The sequence below is a fragment of the Histophilus somni genome, from assembly GCF_014202395.1.
GTDB lineage: Bacteria > Pseudomonadota > Gammaproteobacteria > Enterobacterales > Pasteurellaceae > Histophilus > Histophilus somni.
Window position 1 is genome coordinate 23,789 of sequence record NZ_JACHGQ010000007.1, and the last position, 17,707, is coordinate 41,495.

Below are 17,707 nucleotides of genomic sequence, written 5' to 3' on the forward strand. Positions count from 1 at the left end.
TTCTTTTTACAATTCAACACAACATTAACTAATAAGGGAGATTATATGAAAAATGTAGGTTTTATCGGTTGGCGTGGTATGGTTGGCTCTGTACTCATGGATCGCATGGTACAAGAAAATGACTTTACGAATATTAATCCAGTATTTTTTACCACTTCTCAGGTAGGACAAAAAGCCCCTGTTTTTGCGGGTAAAGATGCAGGTGAATTAAAAAATGCGTTTGATATTGCAGAGTTACAAAAACTCGACATTATCGTTACTTGTCAAGGCGGTGATTATACCAATGAAGTTTATCCGAAATTAAAAGCAACAGGTTGGAATGGCTATTGGGTTGATGCGGCATCGGCATTACGCATGAAAGATGATGCGATTATTGTATTAGATCCGGTAAACCAACATGTGATTAGTGAAGGCTTACAGAAAGGGATCAAAACCTTTGTTGGAGGAAATTGTACTGTTAGCTTAATGTTGATGGCAATTGGGGGGCTGTTTGAACGTGATTTAGTGGAATGGGTTTCTGTTGCAACTTATCAGGCTGCTTCCGGAGCAGGTGCAAAGAATATGCACGAGTTATTAGTACAAATGGGACAGCTGGAAGATAGTGTCAAGGACGAATTGGCAAATCCTGCCACATCAATTCTTGATATTGAACGTAAAGTTACCGCCAAAATGCGTGCAGAGGACTTCTCAACAACCAATTTTGGTGCTGCATTAGCAGGCAGCTTAATTCCTTGGATTGATAAATTATTACCGGAAACAGGACAAACTAAAGAAGAATGGAAAGGCTATGCAGAAACCAACAAAATCTTAGGACTAAGTAATAATCCAATTCCAGTTGACGGTTTATGTGTACGTATCGGTGCATTACGTTGCCACAGTCAAGCTTTCACGATCAAACTGAAAAAAGATTTACCTTTAGATGAAATTGAACAGATTATTGCAAGTCACAATGAATGGGTAAAAGTTATCCCTAATGATAAAGAAGTAACCTTGCGTGAATTAACGCCGGCGAAAGTAACAGGCACATTAAGTATTCCTGTAGGACGATTACGCAAATTAGCAATGGGACCTGAATACTTAGCGGCATTTACAGTTGGAGATCAATTATTATGGGGGGCAGCTGAACCGGTTCGCCGTATTTTGAAACAGTTAGTGGCTTAATTTAATAGCAGATTAGGGTATCGATATTAATATTGATACTCTTTTTAATGACGTTTGATTTTTGAAAAAGAGGTATAATTCATGAAAAAATTAACTAAATTTATATTTTTTATTGGTCTATTAAATGTTTTAACAACTGTTAAAGCTATTGATATTCAGGATCAAAAAGGCAAATTTTCTATTAGCTACATTCCTAATCGTATTGTAGCATTAGAATATTCTTATGTTGATGCCTTGGCTCAAATTGGCGTAAGTCCCATAGGTGTAGCTGATGATAATGATCCTAGTCGAATTTTGCAGCAAGTGAGAGATAAAGTTAAACCTTGGCAATCTGTAGGAACACGTGCTCAACCAAGTTTGGAAGCAATTGCAGCATTGAAACCAGACTTAATTATTGCTGATAATAATCGTCATTCATCAGTTTATGAGGAGCTGAAAAAAATTGCACCAACAGTAGTATTCAATTCCCGTAACGAAAATTATCAAGAAAATCTAGAAACTGCACAAAAAATCGGAGATCTTTTAGGCAAATCTGTTGAAATGCAAAATCGTATTAAGGCACACAACAAAAAAATAGAAGATATTGCTCAATTTTTTAAGAAAAAAGAGCAAAAAGTTGTTTTTGGCGTTTCAAGAGAGAACCAATTTAATCTCTACAATAATGAGTCTTATGCCGGCGGGCTATTGGAAACTTTGGGATTCAACGTCACGAAAGCGACATCACCTAACAAACCGAAGACAACTATTGGCTTAGAACAATTGGTTGCCGAAAAGCCTGATTTTATGATTTTGACGCATTATCGTGAAGAAAGTATTGCTCGAAAATGGGAAAATGAAGTGCTTTGGAAGATTATTCCAGCTGTGAAGTCTAATTTGATTTTAAATGTAGACAGTAACCTTTGGGCAAGAGCAAGAGGAATGGAAGCAGCAGAAATAATGGCACAACAAGTCCAAGACTTTATTTTACAAAACGAAAAATAATGACCGCACTTTTTCGCCGGATAATACTAATATTAGTTTTATTATTTCTATTTTTGGGGAGTTTGTTTCTATTTTATCCCATTACTTTCTCCCCATTTGAAATCCTACAAACTATTATTACCGGAGAAAATGAATTAGTAAAAACAGTTATTCAGTTACGCTTGCCTCGAACGCTGATTGCGACCATGATGGGAGCAAATCTTGCCGTTGCCGGTTATATACTACAATGTATTACACGAAATCCCCTTGCTTCTCCTACTTTGTTGAGCGTAAATGCTGGTGCCGGATTAGCTATGGTAATCGCAACTGCAATCCTGCCTACTTTTTTCTCAAATTACAGCATTACAATAGTAGCTTCAATTGGTGGAGGATTAAGTTGGCTATTGGTGGTAATAATCAGCGGTCAAAGAGCGGTTCAAGATCGTAATAGATTAATTTTAGCGGGACTTGCCGTTTCGTTATTTTGCACAGCCTTAACCAAATTGGTGATTTTGCTTGCTGAAGAGCATACAGCAAACATTGTAAATTGGTTAGCGGGAGGTATTTCACATACAAATTGGTTAGATTTACAAATAATTTTTCCTTTTTTTATTTTAAGTCTCCTATTTTGTCTATTCTATGCAAGAAAATTCAATTTACTGGCTTTAAACGATGAATCAGTACGATCCTTAGGTGTAAACCTTATCACTCTTCGCCGTGTAGGAACTTTAACCACACTTTTAATTGTCGGCTCAAGTGTTAGCGTTGCAGGCCCCATTTCATTTATTGGCTTGCTTGTACCGCACTTTGCTCGCTATATGGTTGGTTATGATTTGCGTAAATCATTGCCGATAGCGATGCTATTAGGGGCTTGTCTAATGTTAATCGCAGATATTTTATCTCGTGCGGCAGATTTTCCAAACGAAATTCCAGCAGGTGCAGTACTTGCTTTAATTGGTTCACCGATATTTATTTTGCTTGCTATAGGAAAACGTTGATGAAACAATTGGGAAAACGACTTTTCTTAAAAGTATCGCATAATTTCACTGTATTTATTTTGTTTTGTGCATTATGTTTGCTGTTTTTTATTAGTTTAAATTTAGGAACTTATTCACTCTCTTGGTTGCAAATTCAGCAGACTTTCGCAAATCCGCATAGTGAACATTATTTTACATTGGTAGAATATCGTCTTCCTCGAGCATTGCTTGCAATTTTAATTGGAGGTGCGTTAGCTGTTTCAGGTGTGTTGGTTCAAACTCTAGTGAAGAATCCTCTTTCCTCTCCTGATATTTTGGGGATTAATAATGCTGCTGGATTAGCGTCCATCATCTGTGTTATTTTTTTACCCAATTTAACATTTTATTGGTTACCATTATTTGCTTTTATTGGAGGATTGCTTTCATTTATTATTTTATGGTTACTGTGTGGATTGCATTTCCATCGAATAAAAATAGCTATTGTTGGCATCGCACTTTCAACATTTTGGGCAGCACTAAGTCACTATATAATGCTGTCTAATCCAATTAACATCAATTCGGCAATATTATGGCTTACCGGAAGTCTATGGGGTAGAAGTTGGTCTTATTTAACGGTAGCTTTCCCCTATCTAGTTACGTTACTTATCTTATCTCTTTTATTATGTCGTCAACTTGACGCATTAGCATTAGGTGAACCTAAAGCGATAACTTTAGGCATACCCACTACAAAAATTCAAATTATCGTACTATTCATTGCAGTGGCACTTTCATCAATTGCTGTTGCAATTTGTGGTCCAATTTCCTTTTTAGGTTTGATGTCGCCACATTTAGCGAGACATTTAGTTGGAGGTAAGCATCGTATTTTATTACCGACTGCATTTTTGATTGGTGCATTATTGCTGTTATTGTCGGACATCTTAGCAAGAGCATTTGCACCGCCATTAGAACTTCCAGCAGGTTTACTTACCGCAATATTAGGAGCACCTTATTTCTTCTATTTATTAATGAGAACAAAATCATGACATTGGTAACTCAAAATCTTCATTTAGCTTATCAAAAAAAAATTGTTGTGGAAAATTTAACCCTCACAATTCCACATAATAAGATCATCGCACTTATTGGTCCCAATGGTTGTGGCAAATCAACTTTATTAAAATCATTAGCTCGTCTGCATAAACCTAAAATAGGTAAAATTACTTACCAACAGACTGATATTTGGCAAAAAAATGCAAAAGATTATGCCCAAATATTGTCTTTTCTTCCTCAACAGCATTTTATTCCGGAAGGTATCCGTGTAAAAGAATTAGTTGCTTATGGTCGCACACCTTACCTTAATTTATGGGGTGGTTTAAGCTCAAAAGACAAGAAAATTATTGCTCAGGCGATGGAAATAACAAAAATAACATCGTTAGCGGATTGCTTTGTGACAGACCTTTCTGGAGGGCAACAACAGCGAGTATTTCTTGCAATGACGTTAACACAGAACACAGAAATAGTCTTACTTGATGAGCCTACAACTTATTTAGATCTTAGTTATCAAGCAGAATTAATGTTAATTATGCGGAAATTGCAACAACAAGGTAAAACATTGATCACGGTTTTGCATGATCTTAACCAAGCTTGTCGTTATTGTGATCATCTCATTGTTTTAAAACAAGGCAAATATGTTACACAAGGCTCCCCAAAAGAAGTAATGACCTCTGATTTATTGCAACAGGTTTTTGACTTAAATGCAGAAATTCACCTCGATCCTATCAGTAAAACGCCTATGTTTATTTTGAGGTAGGAAAAAGCTTTTAATATTTAATACCAACTTAGCTTAAAAATAGTGATAGATTACCTTTCGTAAAAAAGTGCGGTGTTTTAAAACATTGCAACAAACACCACCAATGACTTGCCTGTGTGCCGATAAGAATGGAGCATTCGAAAATCACAAAAAACATCTGCCCCAAAAAATGCCTTGATTGAATCAAGTTACAAGTCGGTTTTTTGGGCAGATCATTTCATCAACAAATCACAACTTTTTCTTCATCAGCATTCGCATGTTCGATTTTACCGATTACCCATGCTTTTTCGCCGACTTGTTGTAATAATGCCAATGCGGTTTCCACATCTTCCTGTGGGAGAGCGATAATCATGCCTACGCCACAGTTAAAGGTTCTATACATTTCATAGCGATCAATATTTCCTTGTTCTTGTAACCATTTGAAAATAGGATGCCATTCCCAACTCTTTTCATTAATTACCGCTTTAACGGAAGACGGTAAAACACGCGGAATATTTTCCCAAAAACCGCCGCCTGTTAAATGGCAAATAGCATGAACGTCAGTATGTTTAATTAATTGCAACACCGGTTTTACATAAATTTTTGTCGGTGCAAGAACTTGTTCAGCGAATGAATGCTCGGCTAATTGTGCTGTTGTCGGATCAATACCTGAAACTTCAATGACTTTGCGAATTAATGAATATCCATTTGAATGAGGACCGCTTGAAGCTAAGGCAAGTAATGCATCGCCTGCTTTAACGTTGGAACCGTCAATAATTTCCGATTTCTCAACTACACCCACACAAAAACCTGCCAAATCATAATCACCGGTATGATACATTCCCGGCATTTCTGCGGTTTCACCCCCTACTAAAGCACAACCGGCTTGCACACAACCATCAGCAATACCTTTGATGACATCTGCTGCAACGTCCACATCCAATTTACCTGTTGCATAATAGTCGAGAAAAAATAACGGTTCTGCACCTTGCACTACAAGATCATTGACACACATTGCGACCAAATCAACACCAATTGTGTCATGTTTTTTTAGGTCAATCGCAAGGCGTAACTTAGTCCCAACACCATCAGTTCCGGATACAAGAATAGGATCCTTATATTTACTTGGCAATGCACATAGTGCACCGAAGCCCCCTAACCCACCAATAACCTCGGGTCTGGTTGTACGTTTTACATCAGATTTAATACGTTCTACTAATGTATTCCCCGCATTAATATCTACACCTGCGTCTTTATAACTTAATGATTGTTTACTCACAATTGAATCCTAAAATTAGTATCGTTATTAAAATAAGCGATATTGTAACACGCTCAGGCAATCGTTTTCGATGAATTTTGTAAAGAAATTTTATCTTTTATTCAGCAAAGCGTGTTGAAAAATAACCGCACTTTTCCTCGTCTAAAAACGCAGAAATGATTATCTAACGAATTTTCCTGAAAATGATTTAATCCATTAGAAAATCATGCAAAATCTCTGCGGTAAATTCTTTCCGCAAATAAAATCCTAAAGGCAAAGTATCGATTATTTCGCCATTTTTACCGATTCCTTTGGTTAACGCTCGACTATTTGCCCCTTTGGGACGGAGTTGCAGGACCTCACCAATACGGGCTGTAATTTCTGTGAGCTTACCCAGCACAATATAATCCATCAATTCTTCCCAATCTTGACGCAGACGTTGTTCTTGAGAACTTGATGGCTGCCACAAAATTGGTACACCGACATGGCGTTCAGCAAGCGGAATTTGACGTTCACCCTCAATAGGAATCCAAAGCACTTTGGATAATTTATATCTGACATGAGAAGAGTGCCACGTTACACCGCTATTTTGGGCTAAAGGTGCCAAACTTACAAAAGTGGTTTCCAGAGGATAACCTTGTTGATTAACAGGAATTGTTTTTAGCTCAATACCTAAATGGCTAAAATCTTGTTCCGCTTTGCTTCCGGCAGTTGCACCCAGTGCGGTTTCAATAAGCATTCCGACCCAGCCTTTATCTCGCTTCAAATCGGGAGGCACAACCAAATTTAACTCTTCTGCTAATTCAGCAAAGGTTAAACCTGCAATAGATTTTGCACGTTGTAACAGTTCAGCTTCGTGTTGAGGGGGAGTAAGTGCGGTCATGATTGATGATATTTTTGTAATAACTTTGGTTTCACGTATTCAATGCCTCGATCAATATAATCAATTTTTTCCAATTGCAATAAATAGCGTTTTGCCGGCAAGCCTCCGCCAAAACCGGTAAGTTGCTTTTGTTTTCCTAAAATACGATGGCAAGGAATAATAATGCTAATCGGATTACGTCCTACGGCACCGCCCACTGCTCTTACGGCTTTCGGATGATCAATGAAACGTGCCAATTCTCCGTAACTGGCGGAATGCCCATATGGAATTTGGCGTAAAGCCTGCCATATTTTTTGTTGAAATTCCGTGCCTTGCGGATGTAAAGGAAGATCGGAAAAATCTTCCGCTTCCCCGTTAAAATAACGATCTAATGCCGATGTTACCTGCAAAAAGAGCGGTAGATTTTGATTAAAAATCCAACGGGAATTTGGCTCAATTTGTTCTAATTCAAAATCAAGATTTGTCAGCTGATTATTTTGCGACAACATCAGCAATCGTCCAATTGGCGAATGATAATAACAATAAAAAGTAGGTTGCATAAAAGAAAAAAGGCGTATTAACAAAATACGCCTGATTATAACGAATAGCCGTTAGAAACGGTAGCTAAGATTTAAACCGTACAAATTGGCACGTGCTGTTGATTTATAGTTTGCATCTATACTGCCGAACTCAATACCTGTACTTCCAATCTTATGCTTTTCCTTAAATTGCTGTTTTTTACCACGTAAATGAGCAAAACCTACATCAACAGAAAGATTAGGCGTAAAGTTATAGGTTGCACCCAAGCTATACCAAGTGCGGTCGGTATCGGGGATTGAAGCACTCGGATGGTCGGCAGACTCATCATAAGCAATACCTGCACGCAGGGTTAATTTATCATTCACATTATAAGTCGCCCCTAGAGCTACACGTGAACTGTCATGAAATTTTTCATCTTTATGGAAAGCGACCTTACCGTTATCATAAGTGGCATGTAAACTTTGTAAACGGCTCCATTTAGTATATTTATAGCTGTAGTGCATGGCGAATTTTTCCGTTAATTGGTGGAAACCGGAAATTTCGAAATAATCCGGCAAATGTAGCGTTAACCCACCTTTCTCTTTAACAGGACTAATTTTTCCTGCTTCAAATTGATAACTCAACGCATCATCATCTTTAAAATTAATATCTACTTTAGAATGGTAGGCAATACCGATACGGTTACCTTGATTAAATTCATAAACCGCACCGATATTCCAACCGAATCCCCATGCATTATTATCTTGTAATTGTGTTAAGAGAGTATCCGTATTCACTCTATCTTTTAACTGGGAGAAAATTGGGACTAACGATGTTAATGAAGGAATATTGATACTCCCAGCCATTCCCTTAGAATCGGCAATAGTATCAATTGCCTTATCTAGAACCCCCGCATGACGCTCAATTTTTGCTTTAGCATAAACCGCATTTAACCCCGCACCAACGCTTAATCCTTTGCTGACACGATATGAACCGCTTAAATTTAAATTAATGGAATTCAGCTCAGTAGTCCCGCCAAAAACACCGGCATCATAATCCTTTTTATATTTGCTTTGTAATCCAAAGTTGACATTCATACCCGCACCGATAGCAAATTTGTCATTAATAGGTGCCACAAAATACAAATTGGGAACTAATGCACCGGGTACAACCTTTTTCTGATCTGCTTTTTCATCTGCAACTTGTACAATTCCCTTCCCTACATTAACATTAACCTCACCATTTATATTAATTCTAGATTGAACGTATACCCCCCCCATTGAGAATTGTTTCGTTTTAAACAAACTCATTAACGCTGGGTTGGTTGCCACAACAGCGGCATTATCAGCAATCGCTGCCTCACCCGCATAAGCTCGTCCTAAACCGGAACTGGACACCTCGGCGAGTTGGAAAGCTGCCGCATTGGCATAAGTTGTGGATAATGCTAGTGCTGACGCAATAAGCGTTGGCGTAAAAAAGTTTTTTGTGAATTTCATTTTTTTCATAAGCAATATAGATAATCTTAGTTGTTAAAAGTCCATCGAATTCTAAAACATGGTTATGACATGAGCAAATAAGTTTACGCCATTAGGTAAGAGGTCAGATCAGTTAAATAGGGTTTATCTTTTTTAACCTGTTACATTTTATGACAAAAAGAGCGGTCCAAATTGGCTTGGAAGTTGGAGCAAAATTAAAATGATGTTAAAATTTCACCAATTTTTTAATTTTAAATCAAGGAAATAACGATGTCAGAAAATGTATTGAAATGTACTCCGGAGGAAACTAAGGCTTGTTGTTGTGCAGATGTGGGAACGATTATAGATAATTCGGAACTCAGCGTAGACTTTTCTCAAGTCTATGAAAATGAAACAACAGCTCAAGAGGCATTGGCATATTTAACGGAAAAAGCCAGAAAAGCGGAAACGGAATCTTGTGACATTCGTAGCGAGATTAAGGAAGTAAACGGCAATTATCAGCTTAATGCAACGTTTACTTTTAGCTGTCAAGCAGAAACGCTGATTTTTCAATTATCTATAAGATGATTGAACAATAATGAGGAATCGAAAAAGGATCATGTTGCCCGTAGCACGAGTTAAGGCAATATGTAACGGTCAAGAATTGTAACTTGTTGAGAACGTGTTCAGAATAGGAAAATGTTCAAATAATGAACACCCCATATTATGTCGAGGAAAATAAATGTTTTATATTAGAAAATCCAATGAACGTGGTCATGCCAATCATGGTTGGCTAGACAGTTACCATACTTTTTCATTCGCCGGCTACTATGATCCTACATTTATGGGATTTTCATCATTGCGGGTCATTAATGAAGATCGAGTCAAAGCAGGGTTCGGTTTTGGTACACACCCACATAAAAATATGGAAATTCTTTCTTATGTTTTGGAGGGAACGATTGCACATCAAGATAGTATGGGAAATGTGCAAACAATTTCAGCAGGTGAATGTCAAATTATGTCTGCGGGTACGGGCATAACGCATTCAGAATTTAATCCAAGCAGTACGGAAAATTTACATTTTTACCAAATTTGGATTCAGCCGAATGAGTTAAATATTGCTCCACGTTATGAACAAAAAGCGTTTGCTCATCACGAAGGTGCAACTTTGATTTTGTCACCTCATGCGGAAAATGGGGCATTCAAAATTTATCAAGATATGAAATTATGGCGTTATCAATTAAGAGCAGGTACTCAAACTGATATTACGTTGGATAGTAACCGCTCTTATTGGATACAAGTTGTTAAAGGCACTTTCTTTATTAATGGTCAAACAGTTTCAACAAGTGATGGTGTGGCAATTAACCAAGAACGTTTAGCGAAGATTGAGACGGAAAATGATATTGAGTTTTTGATATTTGATTTGGCTTAAAAATTTTTGGGATTCAATGTTGAGCAAATTCAATGTTCAAGCAAAATAAAAATGCCTGTCTTTGATATAATTTCAAAAGCAGGCATTTCCACAATGTTCGAGTAATGCTTAAAAACTCACCGCACTTTTCAGTTTTTTCAACGCATTTGTTTCAAGCTGACGTACACGTTCAGCAGAAATGTTATATTTTGCTGCAAGATCATGTAGTGTTGCTTTTTCATCATCTAACCAGCGTGATTTAATAATATCTTGACTACGTTCATCCAGTTCAGCTAAGGCGTTGGCAACCTGATCTGCTGCTTGTGTCTCAAAATTTTCGTTTTCTAGCTCAGCCGCAAAATTTGAGCTTTTATCTTCTAAATAGAGTGCTGGTGCGTAACTTTCATCATCATCAACGGGTAAATCAAAACCGACGTCAGATCCTGTCATTCGACTTTCCATCTCAAGGACATCTTCTTTGGAAACGCCCAATTCATTTGCAACCATATCAACTTCTTTATCACTGAACCAACCTAAGCGTTGTTTAGTTTTACGTAGATTAAAGAATAATTTACGTTGTGCTTTAGTTGTTGCGACTTTAACAATACGCCAATTACGTAATACATATTCATGGATTTCAGCCTTAATCCAATGTACTGCAAAAGAAACCAGACGAACACCAACTTCAGGATTAAAACGTTTCACCGCTTTCATCAAGCCGATATTACCCTCTTGAATAAGATCGGCTTGCGGTAAACCATAACCGGAATATCCACGTGCGACATGAATAACAAAACGTAAATGGGACAAAATCAATGTTTTTGCCGCATCTAAATCTTGGTGATAGTACAAACGTTCCGCCAATTCCTTTTCTTCTTCTGCAGTCAACATTGGGTAATCATAGGCTGCGTGGATATAACCTTCGATACTGCCTTGCGGAACTAACATCATTGCTTGTGTTTCTTTATTCATTCTATTCCTTTTTGTTTATAAAAGACTTATTTTCTCTATACTTTAAGACTTTTAATTGTTTTAATCAATTAATATCTTAAATTCTAATAGTTAGACCATAAATACATTAAAAAGTTTTCGTGTTATTTTAAAATTGGCACAAGAACATATTCTACATTTTGTTCAATTACTTGCAATAATAAATCAATATTTGGGTGCTTCCCCGGATTTTCTTTAGCATCTAAAACATGTTCGGCAAATAGTTGCACGCCTTTTTCCGCACAAGTGCGGTCTAATTTACCGTTAAATTTTTGAGCCAACGCATTATAAACACGCAAAGAACCTAATTTTCCCTGCTCGGCAGGAATATGATGCACGACTTGATCGTTTGCTAATATATCTAAACCGGACAAGTGTTCAATACTGGGTAAGCTCGTTAAAATTGTTTGGAAATCCATTTTATTTCTCCATTATTATGAAATATAAGCAGTACTATCCACTTCACCGTTTTCCCCAATAAAGCGTACTTCCGGTCGTAAATAGACGTTAAATTTTAGTATTACCGTTTGGTGAATATGCTGTGCTAATTTAACCACATCCGCACTACTTGCATTATCTTTATTAATAATGACGAGTGCTTGTTGCTGATGAACAGCGGCACCGCCGATTTGATAGCCTTTAAGTCCGGCTTGGTCAATTAACCAACCTGCTGCTAACTTAATTGTGCCGTCCGGCTGTGGAAAAAAAGGTATAGTTGGGTAATCTTGTTGTAAAAGCGAAAATGCTTGTGCTGAAATAATCGGATTTTTAAAAAAACTACCGCTATTACCAAACTCATCGGGATTGGGTAATTTGCTTTGGCGAATATGACAAATTTCAGTAAAAATTTCTTGTGCATTGACTTGATGTGTATCGAATTCAGTTAATGTGCCGTATTTTAATACCGGTTGCCAATTTTTTGCTAATTTTAGACCAACTGCGGTAATAAAATACCCTTCTCTGTATTGCCTTTTAAAAATACTTTCTCGATAAGCAAACGCACATTCTTCATTGCTTAAACGAAATATTGTATTTTTTTGTAAATCCAATACGTCCACATAATCACAAACATCTTTAAATTCTACGCCATAAGCACCGATATTTTGAATGGGTGCTGATCCTGCACAACCCGGAATCAAAGCGAGGTTTTCTAAACCATAAATGCCTTGTGTTAAGGACCATTGCACTAAATTATGCCAATTTTCTCCGCCATTAACATGTAAATAATGAAAGTTTGCATCTTGCTTATGTTCAATCCCCATAAGCTGATTAATAAATACAATGCCTTTAAAATCGTCCACAAATAAAACGTTACTTCCTTGTCCCAAAAATAAGATCGGCAAAGCGTTCTTTTTCGCTAATTTCCATTGCTCAATTAACTCGGAAAGTGCGGTGATTTTTATAATTTTTTTTGCTTTAGACGGAAGATGAAATGTATGAAAGTCTTGTAAATTTTCCATTAATATTCCTTAAAATGTATTCGGTAAAGTTAATTTCACTTCGGTACCGCCTGTCGAATGATTTTGAATAGACAAGCGTGCATTTAATTGGTTACTGCGTTCTAACATAATATTTAATCCATAATGCCCGGTTGGTTCCTTTAAACTTGGAATACCAATGCCATTATCACGCACAGCCAATTCATATTCACCATCATCATTAGTATAAGCCAGCACTTCAATTTCTGTGCCTTGTGAATGTTTAATCGCATTTAATGTCGCCTCTCGCACAATTTGTAACGCATGAACTAGTTGTTGGGCGTTAAATATTTGTGAAGGCAAAGAACAATCCACTCGCATTCTCATTGAGGTTTGATTGCGTAATGAATCTATCACTTGTTCTAAAGCAACCTGTAAATTTGCCTCTTGTATGGTTAAACGGAATGTGGCGAGAAGTTCACGCAACTGTAGATAACCGCCGGTAACTGCTTGCTCAAAATCTTGAATAATTTCTTGGCTTTTGGCTTTGGCATCTTGAGTTTCTTGTTGTAGGGTATGTTTTAATAAAGTGAGTTGAATTTTCAAATAAGACAATACTTGAGCCAAAGAATCATGTAATTCTCTTGCGATAATTGACCGCTCTTCCATAAGTAATAAATGCTGTTGTTGTCGTTGCATTTGGTAAAAATATAGCGTGCGACTGAGCATTTGCGAGACATTGTGCATTGTGCGTAAATCCGGACAAGGTAAGCCGGCTTGCCAACGCATAATCCCAAGTTGATTATTTTCGATTTCTAAATCCATACTTTGTAAATCAACGGGGTCTTGTTTTGTTCCTAAAGAAATATGCCAATGCTCTGCACCATGAACAATTAATTCTAAATACCGCAAATGTTCATTAATCATCACTTGTTTTAGCATTTGTTGAAATAGTTTAGGTTCAATGGCTTTTGTAGTAACAAGTTGAGAACAATGATAAAGCATGGTTAAAGAGCGGTTAGCTTGACTTAACTTTTGTGTTTTCTCATTCACTTTTTCCTCCAACGTGGCATAAAGTTTTTTTAACTCGGCTGCCATTTGGGTAAAAACTAAAGCTAATCGACCAATTTCATCATCACTTTTGGTGTCTAACGGAATATGGTTAAATTGTCCAATTTGAACTTGAGAACTTGCCAACGCTAATTTTTCCAATGGGGTAACAACTCTTTTGCGTGTAAAATAAATGACATAGGATACCATAGCTAAAATCACAATCATTGCTACTAAAATACTGAGTACGGCGATTTTAAGTTTCAGCTCCGCAAAATACTGTAAAGTATTTACAAATTGATCTACTTGATCGACATAGCTGGCGATTTCTGCACGGTAAGCATCCTTGTTGTTTTCTTTTGCATGCTTTTCCATGATCTCCCAACGCTTGATTAAATTACGATAGGATTGCCTTACATCATTAGGTACAAGAAAATGCCGACTGATTTTGAGTAATGGTTCTGAATGCAAACTTAAACGATATTGACGTAATGCCCTCTCTACATTGTCCGGTTCATATTCCATTTCATAAAAAAGTCGGTAACTTTGCATACGTAATGAGCTGGAAACATTGATTAACTCTGCATCAGATTTATTACTTTGCATAATAGCTAAACTCATTATGCTAATTAACGATACAAAAATAATGATGAGCAATAAATAGTTGGCAATTTTAGTTGAAACAGAATGATTTTTTATATTCATATAAACGTTTTTAAGCAAAAATCTCACCCTATCATACAACAGAATGTATTGAATACCGCTATACTTTATTATTTATCAACTACTATTGTGTTGATGAACGCTGTAAGCACAGAGAAACCTATAGTTCCACGTTTATTAACTTTCTCATCTTGTGTATAAATTTGATCTACCTCAACAAACTTGCATTTTGTCGAGCAAATACTCATTTTTGGTTATTAAAAATCAGCGGTAAGGTTTGGACAATAAAAATCTATAAAAGAATAGTGTGGTTTTTAGGCATAACGTTGGTGGAAGAACAGTTATCCGGCAACGATAACAACCTCAAAATAAGAAAGAATATGAAAGAAAATAAAAACGCAAAAAATCATGCTGAGGAGTGGCATGTTTGTGGCTTGATTATTCAAGTAAACCCACAAAAAATAGCACAAGTTAAGACCGCTCTTTTGACGATTCCGCATACGGAAATTCCAGCAGAGGATGAAAAAGGAAAATTGGTTGTGGTTATGCAATCGGACGATCCACAGGTTTTACTGAATCATATGGAAAATTCACGCAATATTGATGGCGTGATTGATTTGTCGCTGATTTATCATCAACAAGATGACAATGTTGAGCAATAATTTAAAAATGAATAGTGGGGGAGACTATGAATTTAAGTCGTCGTGATTTTATGAAAGCAAATGCTGCTTTAGCTGCCGCTTCAGTGGCTGGCTTAATTATTCCGGTAAAAAATGTAAATGCAGCTGACACAAGTATTACTTGGGATAAAGCCGTATGTCGCTTTTGCGGTACAGGATGTGCGGTATTAGTGGGGACAAAAGATGGACGTGTTGTTGCTTCGCAAGGTGATCCTGATGCAGAAGTTAATCGAGGGTTAAACTGTATTAAAGGTTATTTCCTACCCAAAATTATGTATGGGAAAGACCGTTTAACGCACCCTATGTTACGTATGAAAAACGGTCAATATGACAAAGAAGGGGAATTTACCCCCGTAACTTGGGATTTTGCCTTTAAAACAATGGCGGAAAAATTTAAGTCTGCATTAAAAGCAAAAGGACCGAACGGTGTAGGTATGTTCACTTCCGGACAATCCACTATTTTTGAAGGTGTGGCAAAATCGAAATTATTCAAAGCAGGATTACTTTCAAACAATATTGATCCGAATGCTCGTCACTGCATGGCATCGGCAGCTGTTGCTTTTGTACGTACCTTTGGTATAGATGAACCCATGGGCTGTTATGATGATATTGAGCATGCCGATGCTTTCGTGCTTTGGGGTTCAAATATGGCGGAAATGCATCCGATTTTATGGTCTCGTATCTCGGATCGCCGGTTAGCTAATCCTGATATGGTTAGTGTAAATGTCCTTTCTACCTTTGAGCACCGCTCTTTTGAACTTGCCGATTTAGGTATTCTTCTCAAACCTCAGTCTGATTTGGCTATTTTGAACTATATTGCAAATTATCTCATTGAAAATAATGCAATTAATCGAGAGTTCATCGAAAAACATACCAAATTTAAACGTGGCGAAACTGATATTGGTTATGGCTTACGTCCACAAGATCCTCGTGAGCAAATAGCGAAAAATGTTAAAACTGCGGGCAAGATGTATGATAGTTCTTTTGAGGAATTCAAAAAATTAGTTGCACCGTACACCTTAGAAAAAGCACATGAAATTTCCGGAGTACCGAAGGAGCAATTAGAAAAACTGGCAAAACTTTATGCCGATCCAAATAAAAAAGTTGTTTCTTATTGGACAATGGGCATAAACCAACACACACGTGGTGTATGGGCAAACCATTTAATTTATAACATTCATTTATTAACCGGAAAAATTTCATTACCGGGGTGTGGTCCTTTCTCATTAACAGGTCAACCCTCTGCTTGTGGTACTGCACGTGAGGTGGGTACTTTTATTCATCGGTTACCGGCGGACTTAGTAGTTATTAAACCGGAACATCGTAAAATCGCAGAAAAAATTTGGAAACTACCGGAAGGTTTGATTTCAGATAAATTAGGCTTCCACGCTGTTGCACAAAGTCGTGCATTAAAAGACGGCAAAATGCAGGTGTTATGGCAAATGTGTAATAACAATATGCAGGCAGGTCCAAATATCAATGAGGAAACTTACCCAGGGTGGCGTAATCCGGATAACTTTATTGTCGTTTCAGATCCCTATCCAACCGTATCCGCACTTTCAGCCGATTTGATCTTACCAACAGCAATGTGGGTTGAAAAAGAAGGGGCTTATGGAAATGCGGAACGTCGCACTCAATTTTGGCGTCAACAAGTGAAAGCACCGGGTGAAGCAAAATCTGATTTATGGCAATTAGTTGAATTTTCTAAATATTTTACGACTGATGAAGTATGGCCGGCAGAAATTTTAGCGAAAAATCCGGCATACCAAGGTAAAACACTTTATGAGGTGCTTTATCTCAATGGACAAGTAAATCAATACTCAAATGATGAACTGAAAGGTCGCCTAAATGATGAGGCTTACCATTTTGGTTTCTATATACAAAAAGGGTTATTTGAAGAATACGCAAGTTTTGGTCGAGGACATGGTCATGATTTAGCTGATTTTGACACTTACCATAAAGCTCGAGGCTTGCGTTGGCCTGTAGTTGACGGTAAAGAAACTTTATGGCGTTATCGTGAAGGTTATGATCCTTATGTAAAAGCAGGGGAGGGTGTTTCTTTTTATGGTCAGGCGGATAAAAGAGCGGTGATTTTAGCGGTACCATATGAACCGCCGGCAGAGGTTCCGGATAGAGAATATGATTTATGGCTGACCACAGGTCGCATTCTTGAGCATTGGCATACAGGCTCCATGACACGTCGTGTACCAGAATTACACCGTTCTTTCCCGAATAACCTTGTTTGGATGAATCCGAATGATGCGAAAAAACGTGGTTTGAAACATGGGGATAAGATTAAGGTTATTTCTCGCCGAGGTGAAATAACGTCTTATATAGATACTCGTGGACGTAATAAATGTCCTGAAGGTTTGATTTATACGACTTTCTTTGATGCCGGACAGCTGGCAAATAAACTGATATTAGATGCAACAGATCCGATTTCGAAAGAAACTGACTTCAAAAAATGTGCAGTAAAAGTGGTGAAAGCGTAACAATCAACAAAAGGCACCGCACTTTACTTGCTAAAGTGCGATGAATA

General features: G+C 37.3%; 17 protein-coding genes. 9 read left to right on the plus strand and 8 right to left on the minus strand.

Annotated features, from left to right (window positions below):
• Positions 1 to 45 precede the first annotated feature (45 nt).
• From asd to fecE, 5 genes are all read left to right on the plus strand, one after another.
• Positions 46 to 1,161: an aspartate-semialdehyde dehydrogenase gene (gene asd / locus HNR69_RS05720; RefSeq protein ID WP_075294435.1), complete on the plus strand. Its 1,116-nt coding sequence runs from the start codon at positions 46 to 48 to the stop codon at positions 1,159 to 1,161.
• Positions 1,162 to 1,242: 81 nt separating this feature from the next.
• Positions 1,243 to 2,142: a Fe(3+) dicitrate ABC transporter substrate-binding protein gene (locus HNR69_RS05725; protein WP_075294436.1), complete on the plus strand. Its 900-nt coding sequence runs from the start codon at positions 1,243 to 1,245 to the stop codon at positions 2,140 to 2,142.
• Positions 2,139 to 3,119 carry an iron-dicitrate ABC transporter permease FecC gene (gene fecC, locus HNR69_RS05730; RefSeq protein WP_370505892.1) on the plus strand — a complete coding sequence of 327 codons (981 nt, stop codon included), beginning with the start codon at positions 2,139 to 2,141 and terminating at the stop codon, positions 3,117 to 3,119. The genes HNR69_RS05725 and fecC overlap by 4 nt, the downstream gene beginning before the upstream one ends.
• Positions 3,119 to 4,120 (plus strand): Fe(3+) dicitrate ABC transporter permease subunit FecD, encoded by a 1,002-nt coding sequence (gene fecD / locus HNR69_RS05735; protein WP_081376604.1) that lies wholly within the window; start codon positions 3,119 to 3,121, stop codon positions 4,118 to 4,120. The genes fecC and fecD overlap by 1 nt, the downstream gene beginning before the upstream one ends.
• On the plus strand, positions 4,117 to 4,884 hold the full coding sequence (gene fecE, locus HNR69_RS05740) for a Fe(3+) dicitrate ABC transporter ATP-binding protein FecE (RefSeq protein WP_075294438.1): 768 nt from the start codon (positions 4,117 to 4,119) through the stop codon (positions 4,882 to 4,884). Before fecD ends, fecE begins: the two co-directional genes overlap by 4 nt.
• 220 nt (positions 4,885 to 5,104) lie before the next feature.
• On the opposite strand, the gene purM is transcribed toward fecE, so the two are convergent.
• From purM to HNR69_RS05760, 4 genes are all read right to left on the minus strand, one after another.
• Positions 5,105 to 6,142, minus strand: coding sequence for a phosphoribosylformylglycinamidine cyclo-ligase (purM, locus tag HNR69_RS05745; protein ID WP_012341311.1), 1,038 nt, complete (start codon positions 6,140 to 6,142; stop codon positions 5,105 to 5,107).
• 187 nt (positions 6,143 to 6,329) lie between these two features.
• Positions 6,330 to 7,004 carry a DNA mismatch repair endonuclease MutH gene (gene mutH / locus HNR69_RS05750; RefSeq protein WP_012341312.1) on the minus strand — a complete coding sequence of 225 codons (675 nt, stop codon included), beginning with the start codon at positions 7,002 to 7,004 and terminating at the stop codon, positions 6,330 to 6,332.
• Positions 7,001 to 7,543 (minus strand): methylated-DNA--[protein]-cysteine S-methyltransferase, encoded by a 543-nt coding sequence (locus HNR69_RS05755; protein WP_075294439.1) that lies wholly within the window; start codon positions 7,541 to 7,543, stop codon positions 7,001 to 7,003. The genes mutH and HNR69_RS05755 overlap by 4 nt, the downstream gene beginning before the upstream one ends.
• Before the next feature lie 51 nt (positions 7,544 to 7,594).
• Positions 7,595 to 8,998: a porin gene (locus HNR69_RS05760; RefSeq protein WP_087449220.1), complete on the minus strand. Its 1,404-nt coding sequence runs from the start codon at positions 8,996 to 8,998 to the stop codon at positions 7,595 to 7,597.
• Between the two features lie 249 nt (positions 8,999 to 9,247).
• On the opposite strand from HNR69_RS05760, the gene HNR69_RS05765 reads away from it, so the two are divergent.
• Together HNR69_RS05765 and HNR69_RS05770 are read left to right on the plus strand one after the other, a co-directional pair.
• The gene (locus tag HNR69_RS05765; protein ID WP_011609693.1) at positions 9,248 to 9,544 is read left to right on the plus strand and encodes a YfcZ/YiiS family protein; all 297 of its coding nucleotides are present in this window, start codon (positions 9,248 to 9,250) and stop codon (positions 9,542 to 9,544) included.
• A 154-nt stretch (positions 9,545 to 9,698) separates the two neighbouring features.
• The gene (locus HNR69_RS05770; RefSeq protein WP_011609692.1) at positions 9,699 to 10,388 is read left to right on the plus strand and encodes a pirin family protein; all 690 of its coding nucleotides are present in this window, start codon (positions 9,699 to 9,701) and stop codon (positions 10,386 to 10,388) included.
• A gap of 108 nt (positions 10,389 to 10,496) precedes the next feature.
• On the opposite strand, the gene rpoH is transcribed toward HNR69_RS05770, so the two are convergent.
• The 4 genes from rpoH to narQ form a co-directional block, all read right to left on the minus strand.
• The gene (gene rpoH, locus HNR69_RS05775) at positions 10,497 to 11,339 is read right to left on the minus strand and encodes an RNA polymerase sigma factor RpoH (RefSeq protein WP_011609691.1); all 843 of its coding nucleotides are present in this window, start codon (positions 11,337 to 11,339) and stop codon (positions 10,497 to 10,499) included.
• A gap of 122 nt (positions 11,340 to 11,461) precedes the next feature.
• Positions 11,462 to 11,776, minus strand: coding sequence for a DUF2322 family protein (locus HNR69_RS05780; protein ID WP_011609690.1), 315 nt, complete (start codon positions 11,774 to 11,776; stop codon positions 11,462 to 11,464).
• 15 nt (positions 11,777 to 11,791) lie between these two features.
• Positions 11,792 to 12,817 (minus strand): UDP-N-acetylmuramate dehydrogenase, encoded by a 1,026-nt coding sequence (gene murB / locus HNR69_RS05785; protein ID WP_075294440.1) that lies wholly within the window; start codon positions 12,815 to 12,817, stop codon positions 11,792 to 11,794.
• Between the two features lie 9 nt (positions 12,818 to 12,826).
• Complete coding sequence (gene narQ / locus HNR69_RS05790; protein ID WP_075294441.1) at positions 12,827 to 14,530, minus strand: nitrate/nitrite two-component system sensor histidine kinase NarQ; 1,704 nt, start codon at positions 14,528 to 14,530, stop codon at positions 12,827 to 12,829.
• A gap of 338 nt (positions 14,531 to 14,868) precedes the next feature.
• On the opposite strand from narQ, the gene HNR69_RS05795 reads away from it, so the two are divergent.
• Together HNR69_RS05795 and napA are read left to right on the plus strand one after the other, a co-directional pair.
• Positions 14,869 to 15,150 (plus strand): chaperone NapD, encoded by a 282-nt coding sequence (locus HNR69_RS05795; RefSeq protein WP_012341328.1) that lies wholly within the window; start codon positions 14,869 to 14,871, stop codon positions 15,148 to 15,150.
• A 26-nt stretch (positions 15,151 to 15,176) separates the two neighbouring features.
• Positions 15,177 to 17,660: a nitrate reductase catalytic subunit NapA gene (napA, locus tag HNR69_RS05800; RefSeq protein ID WP_075294442.1), complete on the plus strand. Its 2,484-nt coding sequence runs from the start codon at positions 15,177 to 15,179 to the stop codon at positions 17,658 to 17,660.
• Positions 17,661 to 17,707 lie beyond the last annotated feature (47 nt).